This window comes from Pseudomonas sp. LBUM1662, assembly GCF_059695915.1.
Window position 1 is genome coordinate 2,363,775 of the sequence record NZ_CP166793.1, and the last position, 23,892, is coordinate 2,387,666.

Genomic DNA, 23,892 nt, shown 5'->3' on the forward strand with positions numbered 1-23,892 from the left:
GTTTAGCTTTTATTAAATCCTTAGTTGCAAGGCGACACCTTCATGACCCGGTTTTTGTGCTGCATGCTGTTATGGCTGACGGCGTTGCTCAGCGGCTGTGCAACGAAAATGGACGTAGCGATCAATGCGACACCTGATCCGGACTATCAGTTTGACCGACAGGCCACCGTACTTGTGACTTCCACCGGTGGCAGTGATGAAAACGCACTGAATGCTCGCTACTACTTGCGCGATATGGTCAACGCGCTGAAAGACCAGGGCTTCCGGGAGGTGTTTACCGACACCAGCCTGCCCAAGCACCATTCACCGATCAAAATGACCATCACCCTCGATGTCAGCAGCCGGCGAGTGACTTACCGCTACACCGCGACCGAGTATGGACAGGTGCCAACCAGCACCTCGACCGTGTGCAAGAACAGCAAGAAAAAAGACGACCGACTGATCTGCACCAGTACACCGAATATGACCTATGGCCCGGTGGGAACCTCGGAGCGAACCGGCTACACCACGCTGACCACCTTCACGGCCACTGCCCGGGATGAAGTCAGCAAACGTGCGGTGTACCTGCTGCGGGTGTCGTCCTACAACGAGGATTGCCGAGGAGAGAAGGTCGAAGTCTTTCTGGTGGAACAGGGCCTGCGGAACCTGAATTTCGATGACCGCGTACAACGCAACTACACCGTCACGATGCCCGAGGGGTACAGCTGCAAATAGTTTGTTTATACAACTGCAGGTGCGTGAGGCATTTGTCGGAAGCGTTACTGATCTTACTGGGCCTGCCAGTCACTAACGCTGCATTTCCAGATAACTGATTCGGATGAACACTTTTATGATCCGCTCTATTAAGACCCTGAGCTTGACCTTGTTCGCCGCTATTTGTTTTCCACATTTCGATGCTCATGCACAGGGAGTGAGCGAGTCAGCTGAGGGCATTCAGGTTATTAGCCCGGCGCACTCCGTGTGGTTGATTGAGCAACCTTATGTCGATGGTCCCATGCTGAGTGCGACTACTTACGGCAACAGCGCTTACGGTGACTATCACACCAAGGCCACCCTGGAAATCAGCTGCCACCCGGAGAGTCCAGAGGCCGGACTAACGCTGCATTTCGCACCGGAGTCGCTGGGCTTCAAAATCGGTCCATTTGAAGGTCCGGGTGCAGAGGGGGCGATGCGAATCACGACCGGCACACGCACCGCTGTCGATCACCAGACCTCTGGCAGTTGGACTGACGGCGGGGCATTTCAGGTGGGTACGATCTTTTCGCTTTACACCGCCATCCCACGCGATGAATTGGCCTACTGGGCGAGTGATGCCTCACGTGGCCAACCCTTACAGCTTGTGCTGGCGCCCAAAGAAGGCGGCAAGCCGTTGAGCGCCACGTTTTTATTGCCAAAAAACAACGCTGGGTTGAAGAAAGTCATCCAGCCTTGCCTTGACCGCCGCTGACACATAGGCGCTAAACGACGCTCACATCCCGCATCAACAACCCGAACCGATCGGTCGGCGCGCCGATGCTCAGGGGCGGCTCAGGCCGGCACTGCTGAACGATTTCACCCAGCGGGTTTTCCGTGGCTTGCGTCGCCGAGTACTTCCAGCGGCAGGCGTTGGTGCAAAAATCAAAAGATCGCAGCCTCGTTTCACTCGACAGCTCCTACAGAGATTTGTGTAGGAGCTGTCGAGTGAAACGAGGCTGCGATCTTTTGATCTTCCCATCTGGAAACGCACCGAAAAACATCCCTGCTGCCGACGCCCGAATCTGACTGACGAATGCCGAACGCGAGCTTGGCGTGATCGAATTCGTTGTTGCGCACCCGCAGGTTGTAACGCGGCTGCCCGCGGGGTTCATTGATCTGGATCTATGCTTGATGAACAAACGGATGGCACTCGCGCGAACCGTCGCGGACTAAGCATCAGCACGGCTCTTCAATATGAGAGCGCACTGACATGGATCGGACATGAACGAACAGACGGTACACAACAAATCGCTGGTGATTTTGCTCGGAGTGGTCACCGCCGCTTTTATCTGGATTTTGCTGCCGTTCTACGGCGCGGTGTTCTGGGCGGTGATCCTCGGGATTCTGTTCGCACCGCTGCAACGCCGGATCCAACTGAAGTTCGGCTGGCAGCGCAACCTCACATCGCTGCTCACCCTGAGCATCTGCCTGCTGATCGCGATCCTGCCGGTGATCATTCTCAGTATCTTGCTGGTCCAGGAAGGGGCGTCGCTTTACAAAAGCATTGAAAGCGGCGAGCTGGACATCGCGGGGTATGTGACACATTTCAAGCACAGCTTGCCGCCGTACTTCCAGCATTTGCTGGATCGAGCCGGGCTCGGCGAGCTGGACGGGCTGCGGGAGAAAATCATCAAGAGTGCAGTGACGGGCAATGAGTTTGTCGCCACGCAAGTATTCAGTTTCGGTCAGGGCACGTTCGATTTTGTGGTCGGCTTTTTCATCATGCTCTACCTGCTGTTCTTCTTCCTGCGAGACGGCGCGGAACTGGCCCGAAAAGTTCGCTCCGCCGTACCGTTGCAGGAACACCAGAAACGTCGTTTGCAGCTCAAGTTCAATCGCGTGGTTCGGGCGACCGTAAAGGGCAACCTGCTGGTGGCGATCACTCAGGGCGCATTGGGCGGTTTGATTTTCTGGTTCCTGGACATCCCGAGCGCATTGCTCTGGGCGGTATTGATGGCGTTTCTATCGCTGTTGCCGGCGGTGGGGGCGGGGATTGTCTGGGCGCCGGTGGCGGCGTTCTTCCTGTTCACCGGGGCGATCTGGCAAGGCGTGGTGCTGGGGTTGTTCGGGGTTTTTGTGATCGGACTGGTGGATAACGTGCTGCGACCGATCCTGGTGGGCAAGGACACGAAGATGCCGGACTATCTGATCCTCATCTCGACCCTGGGCGGCCTGGCAATTTTCGGCCTGAACGGATTTGTCATCGGGCCGCTGATCGCAGCGCTGTTCATGTCGAGCTGGGCGATCTTCATCGAAACCAAGCCAAGGGTGCAGCTGCCTTAAGCGCTGAGCTGACCCTGGCCGATTTGTTGCGACATCGCCTGGGCGGCCGGCAGCGAAGTGAGCGGTCCGCTGATCGGTTCGCCGTCCTGCACCAGATACCAACAGGCGAGCAATCCTAGCTCTCTGAGCGGTGCGGGAACGGCGCTGCCAATTACGGACATGATTTGAACCTGGGACATAAGCACCTCCATCAATCGATGGAGCTACCTTACGGACCTGCCGCTTGAACGGACAATCAACACTTTCGATAGTCGTCATTGACGACAGTGAGTGTTTGGCTCAGTCGACCACCAGATCCAGCATATGGACCACTTCCTGCTCGTTGAGCAGGCCTTTGCGCACCAGGTTTTCGGCCAGCAGCGAAAGAAACTTGGCGCTGCGATGGCCTTCCAGGTGCTTGAGTTCGGTCAAAGCGTTGTACACCTTGCTGGAAGTGCACAAGCCGACAATGCGGTGCGGGTTTTGCGTGGGCATGAGGTCGTCCTTGTTTTTATCAACCTGTTGTTTACGGACAGATCCAAGCTTGCGGACCTGGCGTGACATAAATATGACCGTTTTTCCCGGTGCGGGGGAAGGGCGGTCGGGTCAATCTTGCCAACTTGAACCGCCCACACTGTCCCGACAGCGACCTTGACGCGATTTTTCCAGACCTTCGCCGACGAACGGTCACAAAAAAGCCCCGCTGATAAGGCGGGGCCTAATTGGGGCTGTTACCAGCGGCCATAACCGTGGGGAGGGCCGTAGTAACCGCGCGGTGGACCGTAATAACCACGGGGCGGGCCATAGTAGACCGGTGGTGGCCCGTAGTAGACCGGTTGCTGCACGTAGACCGGCGCAGGCTGGTAATAAACCGGTGGCGGTTGTTGCACGTAAACCGGCTGTGGCTGGGCGTAGACCGGTTGCTGTACGTAGACTGGCCGGTTGCTGTTGATGATGGCCGAGCCGACGATTGCCGAACCAACGATCGCGCCAAATACCGCTGGACCTTGCCAACCGCCACCGCCATGACCACCGGCTTCTGCCTGCCCTGCGATAGCAAGAGCACCGATCAGCAAGGCAACTGTGGGGATTTTACGGATCATGATAATTCCTCGGTTCTTCGACCCGGCGCTTGCGTCTGCAATAGACCCAAGGATCGTCGCGGGGATACATCTAAGACAGCGGTTTTTTGAAAATCAGCACAGCCGTTGGGTAAATTTTGTGTAAGGTCTGTACCGGCTTCTTTACGGCCCCTGCGAACCTGCTCAGGCACCCCGTAATGATCGATCAGAACGCGATGGAATGGCTAATCCCGTCCATCTGAAAGTGCTTATGAAGGAGATGTTTCATGCAGATGAACCCCAACAGAGATACCCAGCTGTGCATGTCGCTGTCCGGGCGCCCTGGCAATTTCGGCCTGCGGTTTCACAATCATCTGTATGAACAGTTGGGCCTGAATTTCTACTACAAGGCGTTCAGCAGTCAGGATCTGCCGGGTGCCGTTGGCGGCATTCGCGCATTGGGCATTCGTGGTTGTGGCGTGTCCATGCCGTTCAAGGAAGCCTGCATTGCGCTGGTCGATGAACTGGACGCGTCAGCGGCGGCCATTCAATCGATCAATACCATCGTCAACACCAACGGCCATCTCAAGGCCTACAACACCGATTACATTGCCATCGCCCAGTTGCTTGAAACTCATCAGGTGCCGAAGGCATCGACTTTTGCCCTGCGCGGCAGCGGTGGCATGGCCAAGGCCGTGGCGAGTGCCTTGCGCGATGGCGGCTATAAAAACGGCCTGATCGTCGCCCGTAACGAGCGCGCGGGGAGGGCATTGGCCGAGTCGCTGGGTTATCAGTGGCAGGCGGAACTGGGCGCTGAGCGTCCGCAGATGTTGATCAACGTCACGCCGATAGGCATGAGCGGCGGCCCGGAGGCCGATCAACTGGCGTTCGACGCTGAAACCATTGCCGCTGCCGACACTGTCTTCGATGTGGTGGCGATTCCCTCGGAAACACCACTGATCTTGCGCGGTCGCGCCGAGGGCAAACGCGTCATTACCGGGCTGGAAGTGATCGCGATCCAGGCGCTGGAACAGTTTGTCCTGTACACCGGCGTGCGGCCGACGGATGAGCAGTTCAAGAAAGCGGTGGAGTTTGCTCGCAGCTGATCAGCCAAGGTATTTAGTGGCTGGACCGGCCCCTTCGCGAGCAAGCCCGCTCCCACAGTGGATCGGTGTCGTACACAAATGTTGTGATCGACAGAGATTCTGTGGGAGCGGGCTTGCTCGCGAATGCCGCGACTCGGTCTTCCGGCTAGCGCAATCAGTTGCCGCACATTTCCCCGCCTATACTCCCGCCAGTCAGCAAAGACTTGCCCTCCCAACCAACAAACCGTGCCCGAGGTTCACATGCATCCCCCCATTCTCAACCTGAATCAGGTCGAACTCGAACCGCTGCCCGAAGCACTGGCGCCCACCGGTGAAACCGCCGGCCGCTACCAGCAGAAAATGGCTCGCATCGGCCAGCAACTGGGTGCGCAAAAACTCGGTTATCGGCTGTACGTTCTGGAGTCGGGCATGCGTGGCAGTCCGTTTCACAGTCATCGGGTCAATGAGGAAATGTTTTACGTCGTGGCCGGGGAAGGAGAGATTCGTCTCGGTGCCGAGCGTTTTCCGATCCGCGCCGGCGACGTGATCGCCTGCCCGCCGGGCGGTCCTGAAGCGGCGCACCAGATCATCAACACCAGCAAGGGCGAGCTGCGCTACCTGGCGGTCAGCACCCAGCAATCGCCGGAGATCTGCGAGTACCCGGATTCCGGCAAATATGCGGTCATGGACGACTTCAAGGTCGACGCCGAAGGCAATGCCTCAGGCTTCGTCGCCATCGCGCGACCGGGTGACGGCGTGGACTACTGGGACGGCGAATGACTTTCAGGCACGCACTACCCCTGTAGGAGCTGTCGAGTGAAACGAGGCTGCGATCTTTTGATCTTGATCTCTTTAAAAGCAAGATCAAAAGATCGCAGCCTCGTTTCACTCGACAGCTCCTACAGGATCGTGTTGGTTATTCGAGGCGGGCCAGGCGTTCTTCGAGTGCGGCAATCCGCGCTTCAAGCTCTTCGATCCGTTCTACGGAAACGCCGCTGCTGGCCCCACGTTCGGCCGGGTTGTGCCGGGCTGCGAGAATGACCTCGATATCCGCCGGATCACCCAACGCATGCATATAGCGGTCTTCCCGCTGCCCGGCCTGACGCGGAATCAGCAGCGCCAGCCCACGAGCGATCAAGCGTTCCAGCTGATGCACCACCTGTTCGGCATCTTCAAAATCATGCATGCGACCGCTGCGGGTCAGCAGTTCATTGACCGTCTGCGGGCCACGCAGAAACAGCAATCCCGCCAGAATTACCTGGGCCGGCACCAGTTCCAGCGCCTTGTCGACCTTGTGCTCCCAGCGATCGGCACGGCTGCCCATCACCAGTTTGGTAAAGCCGCGACCTTCAAGGGCACGCAGGCTCTGGCCAACCTGGCCTTGGGTCAGGTTCATCACCGGTTCGCGACTGGTTTTCTGGTTGCAGGCAATCACCAGTGCATTGAGGGTCAGCGGATAGGTTTCCGGGCTGGTGGCCTGTTTCTCGATCAACGAGCCCAGAATGCGGATTTCCGTGCTGTTGAGCCGTGGCTCGTCAAAGGTCGTCTCTTGCTCAGTGCTCATCGCGCTTTTCCCTATGCAGTCGAAGCATGCAGTCGAAGCCGACTAGCCTAATCCTTGCTGGATAAAAGACAAGCCGCAGGAGGGGCAGGCATGGCTATAATCGGCCCACGTTTCCCTCCTGTCACCACACGAGACTGTCATGACCATTTCCCTGTATGCCGCTTCCGTTCCTGTTTTCAAACAAATGCTCAACGCCCTGAGCGACGTTCTGAACAAGGCCGAAGCCCACGCCACCGCCAAGAACATCGACCCGAACGCGTTCCTGCAAGCCCGCCTGTACCCAGACATGTTCCCGCTGGTGCGTCAGGTGCAGATCGCCGTTGATTTCGCCAAAGGCGTTTCCTCGCGCCTGGCCGAGATCGAAGTGCCGAAGTACGACGACACCGAAACCACCTTCGCTGAACTGCAAGCCTTGATCGCCAAGGTTCTGGCTTACATCGGCGAAATCAAGCCTGAGCAGATCGACGGCAAGGAAGGTATCGAGATCGTCACCCGTCCAGGCACGCCGAAAGAGAAGCGCTTCAGTGGCCAGGCTTACCTGCTGAGCTACGGCCTGCCGCAGTTCTTCTTCCACGTCACCACCGCTTACGCTCTGCTGCGTCACAACGGTGTGGAAGTGGGCAAGCGTGATTACATGGGCGCGTTCTAAACCGTCCGCGCACTAAAAAGCCCGCCAAGGTGCAAGCCTTGGCGGGCTTTTTTTGGTGGGTCAAAAGATCGCAGCCTCGTTGCACTCGACAGCTCCTACAGGGGAACGCATTTCAATGTAGGAGCTGTCGAGTGCAACGAGGCTGCGATCTTTTGATCTTAATTACGCCATACGCTGGGCTTTCTGTTCTTCCCCTAAACACGCCGCAGCGGTGAACAGCACATCAGTAGACGAGTTCAGCGCAGTCTCCGCAGAATCCTGCAACACACCAATGATGAAACCTACCGCCACCACCTGCATGGCGATTTCACTTGGAATACCAAACAGGCTGCACGCCAGCGGAATCAGCAACAACGAACCGCCCGCCACGCCCGACGCGCCGCACGCACAGATCGCCGCCACCACACTGAGCAGAATGGCCGTCGGAATATCCACGGCGATGCCCAGGGTATGCACGGCCGCCAGCGTCAGCACGGTGATGGTGATCGCCGCGCCCGCCATGTTGATGGTCGCGCCCAGTGGAATCGATACCGAGTAAGTGTCTTCATGCAGGCCCAGGCGCTTGCTCAATTCCAGGTTGACCGGAATGTTCGCCGCCGAACTGCGGGTGAAAAACGCGGTGATGCCGCTTTCCCGCAGGCAGGTCAGCACCAGCGGATACGGGTTGCGGCGCAGTTTCCAGAACACGATCACCGGGTTCATCACCAGCGCCACAAACAGCATGCAGCCCAGCAGCACAGCCAGCAGATGCATGTAACCGATCAAGGCGCCGAAGCCGGACGTGGCGAGGGTCGATGCGACGAGGCCGAAGATCCCCAGCGGCGCGAAACGAATCACCAGGCGCACGATCAGGGTCACGCCGTTGGACAAGTCGCCGAGCACCTCGCGAGTGGTGTCACCAGCATGGCGAATCGCAACGCCCATGCCGATCGCCCAGGCCAGAATGCCGATGAAGTTGGCGTTCATCAGTGCGCTGACCGGATTGTCGACCACGCTGAGCAGCAGACTTTGCAGCACTTCGCTGATGCCGCCCGGCGCACTCACGGCAACGTCATGGGTGGACAACACCAGACTGGACGGGAACATCATGCTGGCAACGACCGCGACCACCGCGGCAGCAAACGTACCCAGCAAGTACAAAAACAGAATCGGCCGGATGTGGGTTTCCTGACCGTGCTTATGGTTGGCGATCGACGCCATGACCAGCACGAACACCAGAATCGGCGCGACGGCTTTCAGTGCCGAGACGAAGACTTTGCCGATGAACGCCGTGGACTTCGCCACGTCCGGCGCGATCAGCGCCAGGGCAATCCCGGCGACTAGGCCGATGATGATTTGCGAGACCAGGCTCAAGCGTTTCAAACGGTGCAATAGCGAAGGGGATGAAGCGGTCATAAAACGGCATCTCTGATTTTATTAGGTGCGGGGGTATCGCGACATCAATGCCAATGACTGGCCGATGAACAAGGTGTACGTATCGCAGGGCGCGGACTTTATCACAGCGTGGTCCTCTTCCTTCAGACCTGTGACGATCTGCCGCCAGCGCGTCCAACAAGATCGGCAGGTTCGTGCAACCCTGATCGGAAACACTCTGTTAAGATTGCGCATCCTCATTTTCAAGTCATGCCAGTGGGCCTTCGGGTTATCGCTGGTGTCGTCGTTTTCTGGAGTTCTGCATGCTGTTGCCCATCCTTCTGTTGTCGGCCGCCGGTTTCACCGTGCTGACCACGGAATTCATCATCGTCGGCCTGTTGCCGGCAATTGCCCGAGACCTTGAGGTCAGCATCCCCCAGGCGGGTTTGCTGGTGACCTTGTTCGCCTTCACCGTCGCCGCGTTCGGGCCGTTCCTGACCGCGTACTTCGCAAGGTTCGAGCGACGCAAGCTGTTCATTTCGGTGCTGATCATGTTCGGCCTGGCCAACACCCTCGCGGCGTTTGCGCCGAACATCTGGGTGATGGCCATCGCCCGGCTGATCCCCGCGCTGGGGCTGCCGGTGTTCTGGGCGCTGGCCAGTGAAACCGCGGTGGACATTGTCGGGCCGGATTTTGCCGGGCGCGCCATCGCCAAGATCGGATTCGGTATCGTCTGCGCCACGGTATTCGGCATTCCGGTGGGTACGCTGATTTCCGATGCGTTCGGCTGGCGCAGTGCCTTTGGCATTCTCGCGGTGATCGCGTTCGCCAAGGCGTTGCTGCTGTTTATCTACCTGCCGAGAACCAACCTGCATCAGCATCAGGTGAGCTTTCGTTCGCAGTTCAAGATCCTGCGCAGCCCGTTGATGCTCGGGCATGTGCTGCTGTCGATCCTGGTGTTCAGCGGCATGTTCACCGCTTACACCTATCTGGCGGACATCCTTGAACGCCTCGCCGGTTTCAACGGTACGGTGGTCGGCTGGTGCCTGATGGGCTTTGGCGCGGTCGGTTTGATCGGCAACTCGTTGGGCGGCCGAGCGGTGGATCGTCATCCGCTGATGGCTTCGATGATGTTCTGCGCGTTCATGATCGCCGGCATGGTGGCGTTGGTGCCGAACATTCATTCGCCGCTGGGTCTGGCGGCGGCGATGGGGATCTGGGGTGTGACCCAGGCCGCGTTGTTCCTGGTCAGCCATGTGCGATTGATGAAGGCCGCGCCCGAGGCACCGGCCTTTGCCGCGTCGCTGAACATTGCCGGGGCCAACCTCGGCATCGGTCTGGGTGCGATGGTCGGCGGACGGGTAATCGACAGCGTTGGCCTGGGCGGGCTGGGTTTTGCGGCGGCGGTGTTTATCCTGGCTTCGATTCTGCTGGCCATGGCGCTGATGACCATGAAGCCACGAGAAGTCTGCGCCTGACCTTTCACACCTCGGTGAACAGCTCGCGTCGGGCACCTTCGGTAATCGCAACGATGCCGGGGTGCTTGACCTTGCGTTCCACTGAAATGGCGTAGAACGACTCCGTCACGGCGTCGGTCTGGCCAATCAACTCGACGCCATATTGGCGTTTCACTTCATCGGCAATCACGCTCGGGCCGATGAAAATCCCGCTGCCGGATTGGCCGAAAGCCTGCATCAAGGCGCTGTCATCGAACTCGCCGACGATGCGCGGCTGGATCTGCTGCTCGGCAAACCAGCGTTGCAAGCGACTGCGCACCACGGTTTCCGGCCCGGGAATCAGCAGCGGTGCGCCGTGCAGGCTGCGCGGGAAATCCTGACCGTACTGCGCGGCCAACTCAGCGGTGGCGAAGAAGCTGATCCCGCATTCACCGAGTTTCTGGCTGTAACCCTTGATGTCCAGGTGCGACGGCATCGGGCTGTCGGAAATCACCAGGTCCAGCCGCTGGATCGCCAGGTCGGCGAGCAAGCGTTCGAGTTTGTCTTCGCGACAGGTAATGCGCAGCGGTTCGCTCAATTCCATGGTTGGCGCAATCAGGCGATAGACGATGGATTTGGGCACCACATCGGCGACACCTACCCGAAACAGGATCTGCTGTTCGTTGGGTTGCGCCCGCAGCATCAATTCCAGTTCGCCACCCAGCTGAAACATTTGCTCGGCGTAGGGCAGGGTCTGGCGGCCGGCCTCGGTCAGCTCAAGCTGTCGGCCTACGCGGCGGAACAGCTCGATGCCGTAGGTCTGTTCGAGCAGGGAAATCTGCCCGCTGATGGTCTGCGGCGTGAGGTTCAGCTGTTCGCAGGCGCGCACGATGCTGCCGGTCTTGGCCACGACCCAGAAGTAATGCAGCTGTCGATAATTAAGCATGGTGTTCCTGTTGTGCTGGGGGCTGTGTAGGAGCTGTCGAGTGAAACGAGGCTGCGATCTTTTGATCTTGATCTTTTTAAAAGCAAGATCAAAAGATCGCAGCCTCGTTTCACTCGACAGCTCCTACACAGCTCATACATATATCCTAAAGTTCGTAAAAACCGAAGTATAACCGCTGAAAATACGAATTTTCCAGAAGTGTTTGCCTCCCTAGAATGCCTCGCTATCAACGGGCCATCGTTTCGGCCCGTTTTGTTCTATCGAGGAAAGCATCATGAAGCTTAAAACCACGGCATTGCTGATCGCGTCTTTACTGGTATTGGCCGGTTGCGACCAGGCCGAGAAAAGCGCGCAGCAATTGATGGGCAAGGCTGCCGAAACCGCCAAACAGGCGATCGACGACACCCATAAAGCCGCCGAACAAGCGATCAGTGATGCCACCGGCGGCCTGATCAGCAAGAAAGAACCATCGGCCGAAGACAAGAAGAAAACCGAATCTTCGTCCCAGGAAATCTAAACCGTCTACAACGAGTCAGGACTGACCCATGGAATACCTTTTAGAACTTGCTGCAAGCCCCACCGCCTGGGTCGCCCTGGCCACGTTGATCGTGATGGAAATCGTGCTCGGCATCGATAACCTGATCTTTATCTCGATCCTGACCAACAAGCTGCCCGAGCAACATCGGCAGAAAGCACGCCGCATCGGTATCGGCATGGCGCTGATTCTGCGCCTGGGCCTGTTGAGTACCATCGCGTTCATCGTCCAGTTGACCGAGCCTGTGATCGATATTCTCGGCCACGCGTTCTCATGGAAAGACATGATCCTGATCGCCGGTGGCCTGTTCCTGTTGTGGAAGGCGACCACCGAGATCCATCACAGCATGGACCCGGCTCCGGATGATCCGACGTCGGCGACTTCGACGGTGACCTTGGGCTTTGCGGCTGCGATCGGTCAGATCCTGATGCTGGACATGGTGTTTTCCATCGACAGCATTATTACCGCTGTCGGCATGACCGAGCATTTGCCGATCATGATCATCGCTGTAGTGGTGTCGGTGTTGGTGATGTTGCTGGCGGCTGATCCTCTGGCCAAGTTCATCAACGACAACCCGACGGTGGTGATGCTGGCGCTGGGCTTCCTGATCATGATCGGCATGACGCTGATCGCTGAAGGTTTCGGTGCTCATGTGCCTAAAGGCTACGTCTATGCGGCCATGGCCTTCTCGGCGACCATCGAGGGCTTGAACATGATGTCGCGTCGGGCCAAGCAGAAGAAAATAGCGGCTGAAGCTTAACCCGCGAAAAACGAAACGGCCGCCTGCGCTCGAAAGAGCCCAGGCGGCCGTTTTTGTTTGTGGACCGGTCAGCGTCAGTGCGCGGTCGCGTGATGTGCAGCCGGTTTACCAGCCTTCGCCACAGGCGCCGATTGAGCCGGGTGGTGATGGTGCCGACGGGTGATCCGCAAAACGCCCCACAACATGGCGGCGGCCACAGCCAGCCAGCCGGAAATCAACATCACGATTGTCATTGTCAGGCTCATCAGTGCCTCCTCTTTGCCCTGCATCGGGCACACACTCTCTGCAAATGACAGTCTAGTCGCTGCAGTGTTTCAGGCTATTGACCAAAGGTCGGCTGTCATCAACCAGTTCGCTCTATCGAATGCACTCAACTGCGGGTTAAGGCTATACCGCCGCTGCGTGGCGTCCTATGATCCACGGCCAAGCCGGGAGTGTGTTGCCTGGCGTCTGAACAAGAGAGTGATGATCGTGCGGGTATTTTCTCGAATTCGAACGGCGGCGCTGATTGTCGGCTGCGTTGCAGGATTGGCAGGGTGCGCGGGGAGTGTGGCGCCGGAGATCAAGCGCCTGCCGGAACGCGTGGAACTCAGCGGCACGTTCTACCGCGGCCAAGACCATCAAAGCGGACCTCAGGTGCTGGCCAGCATGCTGTCGCAGCAGGGCATCGTGATTACGCCCGGGTTGCTCGAAAAACCCCTGCACTTGCCGGGCGCCGAGGCTCAGCTGCAGCAGAACATGCAAAACCTGGCACGTGAGTACGGGATGGTGGTGTATCCCCTCGACAGCAATTTGCCAGCGCTGTTGACTCAGGTCGCGGCCGGCTATCCGGTGATGGTGCGCTTCACTGAAGGCACGGCGCTCTGGGCTGAACCGCGTTACGCCATTCTCGCCGGATACAATCGCCAGAAGCAGACGGTTCTGCTGCGGGCCGGCATGAATCGCCGGAATTTGATGAGCTTCAGTTCGTTTGAGTCATCTTTCAAGGATGCCGGCGGCTGGGCTGTATTGATTCAGAAGCCCAATCAGATCCCTGCCAACGTCGATCAGCAGCGCTGGCTCAAAGCAGCGAGCGATCTCGGCCAGGCCGGTCAGGAACAAGCTGCTGCCCGTGCGAAGAAGGCGCTGACCGCGCAGTAAGCTTCCGTTCGTCATTTGCCCGGCACCGCCGGGCATGCATGGCCTCTAAAGGACAAGACCCGGTTTCTCCGGGCCAGCTCCCAGGAGGCACTCCATGGCACATTCCAATACCCCCGACGGCCCGCATTCATCCGAGCATGCTTCGGGCGACGAACTCGGTTTCGACCCTGACTCGCCGGACCTTGCCGATCCCCAGGTCGATCCCATCGGACCTGCCAAGGCGCCCCTGGATGTAAAGCCGGGCGACAATCCCAAGGCTCCGGCGAAGCCTTACGACCCACTCGCTGATCTGAAACCCTAACCCTTGGTGAGGTGCGTATGTCTACTGATTCGAGTTTCAACGACAAACGTCCGGACAGTGTTCCAACCACCCCCGAAGAGGGTGTTGATCCGGTGATGGATCCGAACGATCCGTTAAGAGACCCTTTGGCGCGTCCGATGGTAGTGCCGACGGAGCATCCCCATGGCATGAAAGATCCAAGCGCCGGGGATGGCATTCCGGATGACGATCAGATGCCGTTACCCAACGATTAACGCCAGACGAAAAAAAGCCCCGAATGATCGGGGCTTTGTTCTTTCTGTCGCCGACTTACTTTGACGCTTCAACCACACCGCTCTGACGGTGCTTGAGGTTCTTGTCCGACTTGTACTGCAAGGCCACCGATGGCACATCTGCACCTTTGCCGGTTTCCACCCAACTGCGGATGCGGGTGGCATCGGCGAAATGCGTGTACTTGCCGAAGGCGTCAAGGATCACCAGTGCCACCTGGCGATTGCCCATGCTGGTCACCAGCACCAGGCAGTGACCCGCTTCATTGGTGAACCCGGTCTTGGTCAGCTTGATGTCCCAGTTTGGCTTGCCGACCAAATGGTCGGTGTTACGAAAACCCAGGCTGTAGTTGGGTTTGCGGAACGTGACGGTTTTTTCCTTGGTGGTACTCAGCTCGGTCAATAACGGGTACTTGTGAGCGGCGATCAGCAATTTGCTCAGGTCGCGGGCGGTGGACACGTTACGAGGAGAGAGGCCCGTCGGCTCGACGAAGTGAGTGCTGGTCATGCCCAGCGCCTTGGCCTTGGCGTTCATCGCGGCAATGAAAGCGACGTAGCCGCCCGGATAGTGATGGGCCAGGCTCGCGGCGGCACGGTTTTCCGAGGACATCAGGGCGATCAGCAGCATTTCCTTGCGCGGCAATTCGCTTTTGAGTTTGACGCGGGAAAACACGCCTTTCATTTCCGGCGTGTCGCTGATGTTGATGTTGATGTACTCGTCCATGTTCTGTCGGGCCTCAACCACGATCAGACCGGTCATCAATTTGCTGACAGAGGCGATAGGAACAACCACATCGGGATTGCTGGCATAGATGACTTTGTTGGTCTGCATATCCAGCAGCAAAGAGCTGCCGGAAGCGAGCTTGAGTTGTTTCGTATCTCGGGGTGCCGCGGTGGTCTCCGCGGCGCTGGCGATTGGCGTGATGAACGTCCCTGTAATTGCAAAAAATAGGCTCAGGATGGAAAGACGGATTTTCACGCTGGCAGACTCATAAAGTGTTGATAAGCCGTTATGTAACGGGCTATTTCGTAAAAGCGCGACATTCTGGAGTATGGCTGAATAACTGTCGATGGTTGTTCAAGCAGGAGGTGAAAGTCCCCGGGAACATGAAAAAAAAGTCATTTTCCGGCGGATGGTCGATCTTTCGCTTCAGACAAAAAGAACCCCGCGATTGGCGGGGTTCTTTTGTTCGTCACTTATGTCGAAACGGGCACTCAGCTGTGCAGTGTTTCCGCCGCGTACAACGTGTTTTCCAGCAGGCAGGCACGCGTCATCGGGCCGACGCCGCCCGGTACCGGAGTGATCCAGCCGGCGCGGGGCAGGGCGGTTTCGTAGATCACGTCACCGACCAGTTTGCCGTCTTCCTGGCGATTGATGCCGACGTCGATCACGATCGCACCTTCCTTGATCCACTCACCCTTGACCAGGCCCGGCTTGCCGGCGGCGACAACGACCAGATCGGCACGGCCGACGTGGTCCGCCAGGTCCTTGGTGAAACGGTGGGTGACGGTCACGGTGCAACCGGCCAGCAGCAATTCCATCGCCATCGGACGGCCAACGATGTTGGACGCGCCGACGACCACGGCATTCATCCCGTAAAGGCAAGCACCGGTGCTTTCCAGCAGGGTCATGATGCCTTTGGGGGTGCACGGACGTAGCAGCGGGATGCGCTGGGCCAGTCGGCCGACGTTATAAGGGTGGAAACCGTCGACGTCTTTGTCCGGACGAATGCGCTCCAGCAATTTGGAGGCGTCCAGATGCTCAGGTAACGGAAGCTGAAGCAGCACGCCGTCGATTGTCGGGTCGTCGTTCAGGCGATCGATCAGGTCGGTCAGTGCTTCTTGAGTGGTTTCGGAAGGCAGGTCGTAGGCTTGGGAAATGAAGCCGACCTCTTCACAGTCTTTACGCTTGTGCGAGACATAAACCTGAGAGGCAGGATCGCTGCCGACCAGGATCACCGCGAGGCCCGGTGTGCGCAGGCCTTGCTCGCGACGCTCGGTGACTCGTTTGGCGATCTGCTGGCGCAGGCTGGCGGCGATCGATTTGCCGTCGATTAGTTGTGCAGTCATTGCGCGTGATTAACCATCGAGAGGGGAAAAAAAGAGAACGCATTCTCGCATGTCATGCGGTGAGGGCAAAGGCGCTTGGTCTGCAAATTCGTCTAAGCCCTTTAATTAAATGAATTTTTTATAAAAAGGATTTGACGGCCTTCGGGGCGCTCTATACTATTCGTCGCACTTGTCGGGCACAGCCTAGCACTGGATGAGAAGGTCAAGCGGAATTACGGTTCTGCAAGACTGGAAAGCTCTTAGTTTGTAGTCCTCCAAGAGTACAGATTAATAAGGCGCCCGTAGCTCAGCTGGATAGAGCATCCGCCTTCTAAGCGGATGGTCGCAGGTTCGAGTCCTGCCGGGTGCGCCATTAGGCAGCTTTGGCACAAGTAGCGCAATATGGTGGGCGTAGCTCAGTTGGTAGAGCACGGGATTGTGACTCCCGTTGTCGAGGGTTCGATCCCCTTCGTCCACCCCATATTTCGAAAGGCGCCAGATTAATAGTCTGGCGCCTTTGCTTTAACAGCTTCAAACCGCGGATGTGGTGGAATTGGTAGACACACTGGATTTAGGTTCCAGCGCCGAAAGGTGTAAGAGTTCGAGTCTCTTCATCCGCACCAAATAAAGCTTCACTCAGGCCGGTTGGCGTGGTTGGGGCGCAGCAAGGGAGTTGTTTGGCTTCCTTGCAAAGCAATATGGTGGGCGTAGCTCAGTTGGTAGAGCACGGGATTGTGACTCCCGTTGTCGAGGGTTCGATCCCCTTCGTCCACCCCATATTTCGAGAGGCGCCAGATTTAACAGTCTGGCGCCTTTTTTGTTTTAGCGGTTCGAGTGCCAAGCGGCTGCATGTTCTGGGTCGCACGGGTGGGGTGATTCGTCGTATTTATGTTTCTCGATGATGCCGCGCCGCCCGCCGACCTTGCTCGCAAGATCGGCTGTCAGGGAGATGATTGGCAGATTCTTCTATATATAGAAGAATTGGTGCAGAGCCCTGGCGTGACTGGCTGTATTTGCTAACAGGGCGAGGCACAACCGTTTGTCCCTCGCCTATAAATTGCCTGCTGCTTTTTTACCCGTTTTCAGTAGGGTGACTTCTTGAGTTTGACCCACTAGAATGCATGCCCTTGATTCTGGGGTCGGAAACGGCCGGCTAACGTCTGTGCAACGAGGAATATCCATGCAAGTTTCTGTTGAAAATACTACTGCTCTCGAGCGCCGCCTGAGCATCACCGTGCCGGCAGAGCGTATTGAGACTGCGGTCAACAAGCGTCTGCAGCAGACTGCCCAAAAGGCCAAGATTGCTGGCTTCCGTCCAGGCAAAGTGCCAATGAGCGAAATCAAGCGCCGTTTCGGTGCTGATGCGCGTCAGGAAGCCGTGGGCGATGTGATCCAGTCTTCGTTCTACGAAGCTGTTGTCGAGCAGAAGCTGAACCCGGCTGGCGCGCCTTCGATCGAGCCTAAATCGATGGAAGCCGGCAAAGATCTGGAATACGTCGCCATCTTCGAAGTGTTCCCTGAGTTCACCGTTGCCGGCTTCGAAGGTATCACCGTAGAGCGCCTGAGCGCTGACGTGGCTGACGCCGATCTGGACAAAATGCTGGACGTGCTGCGCAAGCAGAACACCCGTTTCGAAGTGGCCGATCGCGCTGCCCAGAACGAAGACCAACTGAACATCGATTTCGTTGGCAAGGTTGACGGTGAAGTGTTCGCTGGCGGTTCCGCCAAAGGTACTCAGCTGGTTCTGGGTTCCGGCCGCATGATCCCTGGTTTCGAAGACGGTCTGGTTGGCGCTAAAGCCGGCGAAGAGCGCGTTCTGAACCTGACCTTCCCAGAGGACTATCAGAACCTCGACCTAGCGGGCAAAACCGCTGAGTTCACCGTGACCGTGAACACTGTTTCCGAGCCAAAACTGCCAGAGCTGAACGAAGAATTCTTCGCTCAATTCGGCATCAAGGAAACCGGTCTGGAAGGCTTCCGCACCGAAGTTCGCAAGAACATGGAGCGCGAACTGCGTCAGGCGATCAAATCCAAGGTCAAGAATCAGGTAATGGACGGTCTGCTGGCCACCAACCCGATCGAAGTGCCTAAAGCTCTGCTGTCCAACGAAGTTGACCGTCTGCGCGTGCAGGCTGTTCAGCAGTTCGGCGGCAACATCAAGCCTGATCAACTGCCGGCCGAGCTGTTCGAAGAACAAGCCAAGCGCCGCGTTGTGCTGGGTCTGATCGTGGCTGAAGTGGTCAAGCAATTCGACCTCAAGCCTGACGAAGCGCGCGTTCGCGAAATGATTCAGGAAATGGCTTCGGCCTACCAAGAGCCTGAGCAGGTTGTGTCCTGGTACTACAAGAACGACCAGCAACTGAACGAAGTCCGTTCGGTTGTGCTGGAAGAGCAAGTTGTGGATACTGTTCTGCAGAAAGCTAGCGTGACCGACAAATCGGTCTCTTACGAAGAAGCAGTCAAGCCGGTAGAAGCTCCACAAGCCGACTGATCGTTTTTGCGATAAGAAGTACACACCATAAGCCAGCCTTCGTGCTGGCTTATGCGTATTCAAGACATAACTATTTGGGAGTGACTGCAGAGCATGTTCCGTAATTCGTATATTCAGCAGAACTCTGATATCCAGGCCGCAGGCGGCCTGGTCCCGATGGTTGTCGAGCAGTCTGCTCGTGGTGAGCGCGCCTATGACATCTACTCGCGCCTTCTCAAGGAGCGAGTGATCTTTCTGGTTGGTCCGGTAGAGGACTACATGGCCAACCTGATCTGTGCGCAACTGCTGTTCCTTGAAGCGGAAAACCCGGACAAGGACATCCATCTCTATATCAACTCCCCGGGCGGTTCGGTGACAGCAGGCATGTCGATCTACGACACCATGCAGTTCATCAAACCCAACGTATCGACCACCTGTATCGGTCAGGCGTGCAGCATGGGCGCCTTTCTTCTGACAGCCGGTGCCGCTGGCAAGCGTTATTGCCTGCCGAATTCGCGCGTGATGATTCACCAGCCACTGGGCGGTTTCCAGGGGCAGGCGTCGGATATCGAAATCCATGCCAAGGAAATTCTCTTCATTCGTGAGCGTCTCAACACGCTGATGGCCAAGCACAGCGGCCACACTCTTGAAGAAATCGAGCGCGACACCAACCGCGACAATTTCATGAGTGCGGAAGCCGCGCGTGAGTACGGGTTGATCGATGAAGTGATCGCCCAGCGCCCAGCTTAAAAATAAGCAGCTCAAAATAGGCTTGGTCGGCTGGTCTGATCACCGGCGGGCTTGAAAAAGCCCGCAATAGCCTTCATCTTGTGTTGCAAGCCTATCGGATTTGGATCGAACGAATGACTGACACCCGCAACGGCGAGGACAACGGCAAGCTGCTCTATTGCTCCTTCTGTGGCAAAAGCCAGCATGAAGTGCGCAAATTGATTGCCGGCCCCTCGGTCTTTATCTGCGACGAGTGCGTCGACCTGTGCAATGACATCATCCGAGAGGAGGTGCAGGAAGCCCAGGCCGAAAGCAGCGCGCATAAATTGCCTTCGCCTAAAGAAATCAGCGGCATCCTTGATCAGTACGTGATTGGTCAGGAACGTGCGAAAAAGGTTCTGGCCGTAGCGGTGTACAACCACTACAAGCGTCTGAACCAGCGTGACAAAAAGAATGACGACGTCGAACTCGGCAAAAGCAATATCTTGCTGATCGGCCCGACAGGCTCGGGTAAAACCCTGCTTGCCGAAACACTGGCCCGCTTGCTGAACGTTCCGTTCACCATCGCCGACGCAACCACCCTCACCGAGGCGGGTTACGTGGGTGAAGATGTCGAGAACATCATTCAGAAGCTGCTGCAGAAGTGCGATTACGACGTAGAAAAAGCCCAGATGGGCATTGTCTACATCGATGAGATCGACAAGATCTCGCGCAAGTCTGACAACCCGTCGATCACCCGGGACGTTTCCGGTGAAGGCGTGCAGCAGGCCCTGCTCAAGTTGATCGAAGGCACGGTCGCTTCCGTTCCGCCGCAAGGTGGTCGCAAGCATCCGCAGCAGGAATTCCTTCAGGTCGACACCCGTAACATCCTGTTCATCTGCGGTGGTGCGTTCTCCGGTCTGGAAAAGGTTATTCAAAACCGTTCCACCAAGGGCGGCATCGGTTTCAACGCGGAAGTGCGCAGCAAGGAAGAAGGCAAGAAAGTCGGTGAGTCCCTGCGTGAAGTCGAGCCTGACGATCTGGTCAAGTTCGGTCTGATCCCGGAATTCGTCGGTCGTCTGCCGGTTCTTGCCACGCTGGACGAGCTTGATGAAGCTGCGTTGATGCAGATTCTCACCGAGCCGAAGAATGCTCTGACCAAGCAGTATGCCAAGCTGTTCGAGATGGAAGGCGTGGACCTGGAATTCCGGGCCGACGCGCTGAAATCGGTCGCCAAACGTGCCCTGGAACGCAAGACCGGTGCCCGTGGACTGCGTTCGATTCTCGAAGGTGTATTGCTCGACACTATGTATGAAATCCCCTCGCAGTCCGAGGTGAGTAAAGTAGTGATCGACGAAAGCGTAATAGAAGGCAAGTCCAAGCCACTGTATATCTACGAAAACAGTGAGCCGGCTGCCAAGGCTGCGCCGGACGCTTAAGCGTCAGGCAGCTGGAATAAAGAAGGGGCCTTCGGGCCCCTTTTCTTTTAAAGCATTTTTTAACTCCCTCTTTGTGCTTGTTTTTTTTCAAAGCAGCCCCCATCTTGGTTTCAAGCTTACTTCCATCTGTTTACGGCCTTATGGCCGCCGTAGAGGCGAAATCATGAAGACAACCATCGAATTGCCTCTCCTGCCATTGCGTGATGTTGTGGTTTATCCGCACATGGTTATCCCGCTGTTCGTGGGGCGCGAGAAATCCATCGAAGCCCTCGAGGCTGCGATGACGGGCGACAAGCAGATCCTTCTGCTGGCTCAGAGAAACCCTGCTGACGACGATCCCGGTGAAGATGCACTTTATCGCGTAGGTACGATTGCGACCGTTCTGCAGCTGCTCAAGCTGCCTGATGGCACGGTCAAGGTTTTGGTCGAAGGCGAGCAGCGGGGCGCCGTGGAGCGCTTCAGCGAAGTGGACGGCCACTGCCGTGCCGAAGTCTCGCTGATCGACGAAGTCGACGCGCCTGAGCGCGAGTCGGAAGTATTCGTGCGCAGCCTGTTGGCTCAGTTCGAACAATATGTGCAGTTGGGCAAGAAAGTCCCGGCTGAAGTCCTGTCGTCGCTCAACAGCATCGACGAGCCAGGTCGCCTGGTCGACACCATGGCCGCTCACATGGCCCTGAAGATCGAGCAGAAGCAGGAAATCCTCGAAATCATCGATTTGTCGGCCCGGGTCGAGCACGTTCTGGCGTTGCTGGATGCCGAGATCGATCTGCTGCAAGTCGAAAAACGTATTCGCGGTCGCGTCAAAAAACAAATGGAGCGCAGCCAGCGCGAGTACTACCTGAATGAGCAGATGAAGGCCATTCAGAAAGAGCTCGGCGACAGCGACGAAGGCCACAACGAAATCGAAGAGCTGAAAAAGCGCATCGATGCCGCCGGCCTGCCAAAAGATGCCTTGGCCAAAGCCCAGGGTGAGCTGAACAAGCTGAAACAAATGTCACCAATGTCCGCGGAAGCGACGGTGGTGCGTTCGTACATCGACTGGCTGGTTCAGGTGCCGTGGAAGGCTCAGAGCAAAGTGCGTCTGGACCTTGCTCGCGCAGAAGACATTCTCGATGCAGACCACTACGGTCTCGAAGAAGTCAAAGAGCGGATCCTCGAATACCTCGCCGTGCAAAAGCGCGTGAAGAAAATTCGCGGTCCGGTGTTGTGCCTGGTCGGTCCTCCGGGGGTGGGTAAAACCTCTCTGGCGGAGTCGATCGCTCACGCCACCAACCGCAAATTTGTCCGTATGGCCCTCGGTGGCGTGCGTGACGAAGCGGAAATCCGTGGTCATCGCCGGACTTACATCGGTTCGATGCCAGGAAGATTGATTCAAAAGATGACAAAAGTGGGCGTGCGCAACCCGCTGTTCCTGCTCGATGAAATCGACAAGATGGGCAGCGACATGCGTGGCGATCCGGCGTCGGCGTTGCTGGAAGTGCTCGATCCTGAGCAGAACCACAACTTCAACGATCACTATCTGGAAGTCGACTACGACCTGTCCGATGTGATGTTCCTGTGCACCTCCAACTCCATGAATATTCCGCCGGCGCTGCTCGACCGGATGGAAGTGATTCGTCTGCCGGGCTACACCGAAGACGAGAAGATCAACATCGCCGTCAAATACCTTTCGCCGAAGCAGATCACGGCCAACGGCTTGAAGAAAGGCGAGCTGGAATTCGACGCCGAAGCGATCCGCGACATCATCCGCTACTACACCCGCGAAGCCGGTGTACGTGGGCTGGAGCGCCAGATTGCCAAGGTTTGCCGCAAGGCGGTCAAAGAGCACGCACTGGAAAAACGCTTCTCGGTGAAGGTCACTGCCGAGATGCTGGAACACTTCCTGGGCGTGCGCAAATTCCGCTACGGCCTGGCCGAATCGCAGGATCAGATCGGTCAGGTGACCGGGCTGGCGTGGACTCAGGTGGGTGGCGAATTGTTGACCATCGAAGCCGCGGTCGTGCCGGGTAAAGGCCAGTTGATCAAGACCGGTTCGCTGGGCGATGTGATGGTCGAATCGATCACTGCCGCGCTGACCGTTGTCCGCAGCCGTGCGAAGAGCCTGGGGATCCCCCTGGACTTCCACGAGAAGCGCGACACGCACATCCACATGCCGGAAGGGGCGACCCCGAAAGATGGCCCTAGCGCCGGTGTAGGCATGTGCACGGCCCTGGTGTCGGCATTGACCGGGATTCCGGTGCGTGCGGATGTCGCCATGACTGGCGAAATCACCTTGCGTGGTCAGGTGCTGGCGATCGGCGGTCTGAAGGAAAAACTGCTGGCGGCTCACCGTGGCGGAATCAAGACCGTGATCATTCCTGAAGAGAACGTACGCGATCTGAAGGAAATTCCTGACAATATCAAGCAAGATCTGCAGATTAAACCGGTTAAATGGATTGACGAGGTCCTGCAAATTGCGCTGCAATACGCGCCGGAGCCGCTGCCTGATGTGGTTCCAGAGATAGTTGCAAAGGATGAAAAACGCGAGTCTGACTCTAAGGAAAGAATTAGCACGCATTAGTACGCATTTGCCTGAGTGGCTTGTTGACAGCTTTTTAGAGCCCTTGTTATAAAGCGGCTCTTAAGTGTCTGTAGGCCATTCAGCACACGTTTTTGCTTTCACCAAAAAACTTAGAATCATACTCAAATAGATATAAGGGGACTTAGAGTGAACAAGTCGGAACTGATTGATGCTATCGCTGCATCCGCTGATATCCCGAAAGCTGCTGCTGGCCGTGCGCTGGACGCTGTAATCGAATCCGTCACTGGCGCTCTCAAGGCTGGCGACTCTGTTGTTCTGGTTGGTTTCGGTACTTTCTCCGTTACCGATCGTCCAGCTCGCATTGGTCGTAACCCACAGACCGGTAAGACGCTGGAAATCGCTGCAGCCAAAAAACCAGGTTTCAAAGCCGGCAAAGCACTGAAAGAAGCTGTCAACTAAGTTCGCTTCAGGTTTTTGTCTATCCGGGTCGGGGTCATGCCTGACCTGGCAGCGGAGCGGTAGTCCAGTCGGCAAGTTGCCGGTCCGAGACACCGAGGGTCGCAAGTTCGAACCCTTGGTCCGCTCCGCCAGTTACGAGAAGGCGCATCCTCGGATGCGCCTTTCTTCTAT

26 protein-coding genes, 5 tRNA genes and 1 pseudogene are annotated in these 23,892 nt (G+C 57.2%); 22 read left to right on the forward strand and 10 right to left on the reverse strand.

The features are described 5' to 3' along the window. Window positions 1–42: 42 nt before the first annotated feature. Window positions 43–714 carry a YajG family lipoprotein gene (locus ACA049_RS10645; RefSeq protein ID WP_497335234.1) on the forward strand — a complete coding sequence of 224 codons (672 nt, stop codon included), beginning with the start codon at window positions 43–45 and terminating at the stop codon, window positions 712–714. Between the two features lie 115 nt (window positions 715–829). Beyond that, entirely contained in the window at window positions 830–1,447 is a 618-nt protein-coding gene (locus tag ACA049_RS10650; RefSeq protein ID WP_497335236.1) for a hypothetical protein, read from the forward strand. 34 nt (window positions 1,448–1,481) lie between these two features. Here ACA049_RS10650 and ACA049_RS10655 read toward each other — a convergent pair. Then, window positions 1,482–1,616: pseudogene (locus tag ACA049_RS10655) on the reverse strand (U32 family peptidase); the annotation flags it as partial. A gap of 340 nt (window positions 1,617–1,956) precedes the next feature. On the opposite strand from ACA049_RS10655, the gene ACA049_RS10660 reads away from it, so the two are divergent. Beyond that, a complete protein-coding gene (locus tag ACA049_RS10660; protein WP_497335238.1) occupies window positions 1,957–3,018 on the forward strand; it encodes an AI-2E family transporter in 1,062 nt (353 codons plus the stop codon). Here the strand turns inward: ACA049_RS10660 and ACA049_RS10665 are convergent. From ACA049_RS10665 to ACA049_RS10675, 3 genes are all read right to left on the reverse strand, one after another. Next, window positions 3,015–3,197: a hypothetical protein gene (locus tag ACA049_RS10665; RefSeq protein WP_497335240.1), complete on the reverse strand. Its 183-nt coding sequence runs from the start codon at window positions 3,195–3,197 to the stop codon at window positions 3,015–3,017. The genes ACA049_RS10660 and ACA049_RS10665 overlap by 4 nt on opposite strands. A 100-nt stretch (window positions 3,198–3,297) precedes the next feature. Next, on the reverse strand, window positions 3,298–3,492 hold the full coding sequence (locus ACA049_RS10670) for a hypothetical protein (protein WP_003179723.1): 195 nt from the start codon (window positions 3,490–3,492) through the stop codon (window positions 3,298–3,300). Between the two features lie 236 nt (window positions 3,493–3,728). Continuing rightward, on the reverse strand, window positions 3,729–4,100 hold the full coding sequence (locus ACA049_RS10675; RefSeq protein ID WP_497335242.1) for a hypothetical protein: 372 nt from the start codon (window positions 4,098–4,100) through the stop codon (window positions 3,729–3,731). A gap of 245 nt (window positions 4,101–4,345) precedes the next feature. On the opposite strand from ACA049_RS10675, the gene ACA049_RS10680 reads away from it, so the two are divergent. Both ACA049_RS10680 and ACA049_RS10685 read left to right on the forward strand, forming a co-directional pair. Further along, window positions 4,346–5,164 (forward strand): shikimate 5-dehydrogenase, encoded by an 819-nt coding sequence (locus tag ACA049_RS10680; protein WP_497335244.1) that lies wholly within the window; start codon window positions 4,346–4,348, stop codon window positions 5,162–5,164. A 240-nt stretch (window positions 5,165–5,404) separates the two neighbouring features. Continuing rightward, entirely contained in the window at window positions 5,405–5,923 is a 519-nt protein-coding gene (locus ACA049_RS10685; protein WP_497335246.1) for a cupin domain-containing protein, read from the forward strand. A gap of 136 nt (window positions 5,924–6,059) precedes the next feature. Here ACA049_RS10685 and ACA049_RS10690 read toward each other — a convergent pair whose 3' ends face one another. Then, window positions 6,060–6,707: a YceH family protein gene (locus ACA049_RS10690; RefSeq protein ID WP_497335248.1), complete on the reverse strand. Its 648-nt coding sequence runs from the start codon at window positions 6,705–6,707 to the stop codon at window positions 6,060–6,062. Between the two features lie 139 nt (window positions 6,708–6,846). Here ACA049_RS10690 and ACA049_RS10695 point away from each other — a divergent pair, with 139 nt between their 5' ends. Further along, window positions 6,847–7,356 carry a DUF1993 domain-containing protein gene (locus ACA049_RS10695; protein ID WP_497316986.1) on the forward strand — a complete coding sequence of 170 codons (510 nt, stop codon included), beginning with the start codon at window positions 6,847–6,849 and terminating at the stop codon, window positions 7,354–7,356. A 162-nt stretch (window positions 7,357–7,518) separates the two neighbouring features. On the opposite strand, the gene sstT is transcribed toward ACA049_RS10695, so the two are convergent. Continuing rightward, a complete protein-coding gene (sstT, locus tag ACA049_RS10700) occupies window positions 7,519–8,751 on the reverse strand; it encodes a serine/threonine transporter SstT (protein ID WP_497335250.1) in 1,233 nt (410 codons plus the stop codon). 281 nt (window positions 8,752–9,032) lie between these two features. Between sstT and ACA049_RS10705 the strand changes: the two genes are divergently transcribed. Then, window positions 9,033–10,187 (forward strand): MFS transporter, encoded by a 1,155-nt coding sequence (locus ACA049_RS10705; protein ID WP_497335252.1) that lies wholly within the window; start codon window positions 9,033–9,035, stop codon window positions 10,185–10,187. 4 nt (window positions 10,188–10,191) lie between these two features. Here the strand turns inward: ACA049_RS10705 and nhaR are convergent, their stop codons facing one another. Next, complete coding sequence (gene nhaR, locus ACA049_RS10710) at window positions 10,192–11,091, reverse strand: transcriptional activator NhaR (RefSeq protein ID WP_109629261.1); 900 nt, start codon at window positions 11,089–11,091, stop codon at window positions 10,192–10,194. Between the two features lie 274 nt (window positions 11,092–11,365). Between nhaR and ACA049_RS10715 the strand changes: the two genes are divergently transcribed. Together ACA049_RS10715 and ACA049_RS10720 are read left to right on the forward strand one after the other, a co-directional pair. Then, window positions 11,366–11,608 (forward strand): hypothetical protein, encoded by a 243-nt coding sequence (locus ACA049_RS10715; protein ID WP_497335254.1) that lies wholly within the window; start codon window positions 11,366–11,368, stop codon window positions 11,606–11,608. A gap of 28 nt (window positions 11,609–11,636) precedes the next feature. Further along, window positions 11,637–12,386, forward strand: coding sequence for a TerC family protein (locus tag ACA049_RS10720; RefSeq protein WP_438662094.1), 750 nt, complete (start codon window positions 11,637–11,639; stop codon window positions 12,384–12,386). Between the two features lie 74 nt (window positions 12,387–12,460). Here the strand turns inward: ACA049_RS10720 and ACA049_RS10725 are convergent, their stop codons facing one another. Continuing rightward, complete coding sequence (locus ACA049_RS10725) at window positions 12,461–12,655, reverse strand: hypothetical protein (RefSeq protein WP_497335256.1); 195 nt, start codon at window positions 12,653–12,655, stop codon at window positions 12,461–12,463. A gap of 196 nt (window positions 12,656–12,851) precedes the next feature. Here ACA049_RS10725 and ACA049_RS10730 point away from each other — a divergent pair, with 196 nt between their 5' ends. The 3 genes from ACA049_RS10730 (at window position 12,852) to ACA049_RS10740 (ending at window position 14,060) form a co-directional block, all read left to right on the forward strand. Beyond that, window positions 12,852–13,526: a cysteine peptidase family C39 domain-containing protein gene (locus ACA049_RS10730; RefSeq protein WP_497335258.1), complete on the forward strand. Its 675-nt coding sequence runs from the start codon at window positions 12,852–12,854 to the stop codon at window positions 13,524–13,526. 94 nt (window positions 13,527–13,620) lie between these two features. Further along, window positions 13,621–13,827, forward strand: coding sequence for a DUF6021 family protein (locus tag ACA049_RS10735; RefSeq protein ID WP_497335260.1), 207 nt, complete (start codon window positions 13,621–13,623; stop codon window positions 13,825–13,827). A gap of 17 nt (window positions 13,828–13,844) precedes the next feature. After that, window positions 13,845–14,060 (forward strand): hypothetical protein, encoded by a 216-nt coding sequence (locus tag ACA049_RS10740; protein ID WP_010458697.1) that lies wholly within the window; start codon window positions 13,845–13,847, stop codon window positions 14,058–14,060. A gap of 55 nt (window positions 14,061–14,115) precedes the next feature. On the opposite strand, the gene pbpG is transcribed toward ACA049_RS10740, so the two are convergent. Both pbpG and folD read right to left on the reverse strand, forming a co-directional pair. Further along, the gene (pbpG, locus tag ACA049_RS10745; RefSeq protein ID WP_497335262.1) at window positions 14,116–15,054 is read right to left on the reverse strand and encodes a D-alanyl-D-alanine endopeptidase; all 939 of its coding nucleotides are present in this window, start codon (window positions 15,052–15,054) and stop codon (window positions 14,116–14,118) included. Window positions 15,055–15,290: 236 nt separating this feature from the next. Beyond that, the gene (gene folD, locus ACA049_RS10750) at window positions 15,291–16,145 is read right to left on the reverse strand and encodes a bifunctional methylenetetrahydrofolate dehydrogenase/methenyltetrahydrofolate cyclohydrolase FolD (protein ID WP_497335264.1); all 855 of its coding nucleotides are present in this window, start codon (window positions 16,143–16,145) and stop codon (window positions 15,291–15,293) included. 275 nt (window positions 16,146–16,420) lie between these two features. On the opposite strand from folD, the gene ACA049_RS10755 reads away from it, so the two are divergent. The 10 genes from ACA049_RS10755 (at window position 16,421) to ACA049_RS10800 (ending at window position 23,852) form a co-directional block, all read left to right on the forward strand. Then, a tRNA-Arg gene (locus tag ACA049_RS10755) sits at window positions 16,421–16,497 on the forward strand. Window positions 16,498–16,529: 32 nt separating this feature from the next. Then, window positions 16,530–16,605 (forward strand) — tRNA-His (locus ACA049_RS10760). 57 nt (window positions 16,606–16,662) lie between these two features. After that, a tRNA-Leu gene (locus ACA049_RS10765) sits at window positions 16,663–16,747 on the forward strand. A gap of 78 nt (window positions 16,748–16,825) precedes the next feature. Beyond that, a tRNA-His gene (locus ACA049_RS10770) sits at window positions 16,826–16,901 on the forward strand. Window positions 16,902–17,304: 403 nt separating this feature from the next. Then, window positions 17,305–18,615 (forward strand): trigger factor, encoded by a 1,311-nt coding sequence (gene tig, locus ACA049_RS10775; protein ID WP_497335266.1) that lies wholly within the window; start codon window positions 17,305–17,307, stop codon window positions 18,613–18,615. Between the two features lie 93 nt (window positions 18,616–18,708). Beyond that, window positions 18,709–19,344: an ATP-dependent Clp endopeptidase proteolytic subunit ClpP gene (clpP, locus tag ACA049_RS10780; RefSeq protein ID WP_095167796.1), complete on the forward strand. Its 636-nt coding sequence runs from the start codon at window positions 18,709–18,711 to the stop codon at window positions 19,342–19,344. 113 nt (window positions 19,345–19,457) lie between these two features. Next, window positions 19,458–20,741, forward strand: coding sequence for an ATP-dependent Clp protease ATP-binding subunit ClpX (clpX, locus tag ACA049_RS10785; RefSeq protein WP_007946893.1), 1,284 nt, complete (start codon window positions 19,458–19,460; stop codon window positions 20,739–20,741). 163 nt (window positions 20,742–20,904) lie between these two features. Continuing rightward, the gene (gene lon / locus ACA049_RS10790; RefSeq protein ID WP_010458711.1) at window positions 20,905–23,301 is read left to right on the forward strand and encodes an endopeptidase La; all 2,397 of its coding nucleotides are present in this window, start codon (window positions 20,905–20,907) and stop codon (window positions 23,299–23,301) included. 147 nt (window positions 23,302–23,448) lie between these two features. Then, window positions 23,449–23,721, forward strand: a complete 273-nt coding sequence (locus ACA049_RS10795) for an HU family DNA-binding protein (RefSeq protein ID WP_002552737.1) — start codon at window positions 23,449–23,451, stop codon at window positions 23,719–23,721. Between the two features lie 53 nt (window positions 23,722–23,774). Beyond that, window positions 23,775–23,852, forward strand: a tRNA-Leu gene (locus ACA049_RS10800). Window positions 23,853–23,892: the final 40 nt, after the last annotated feature.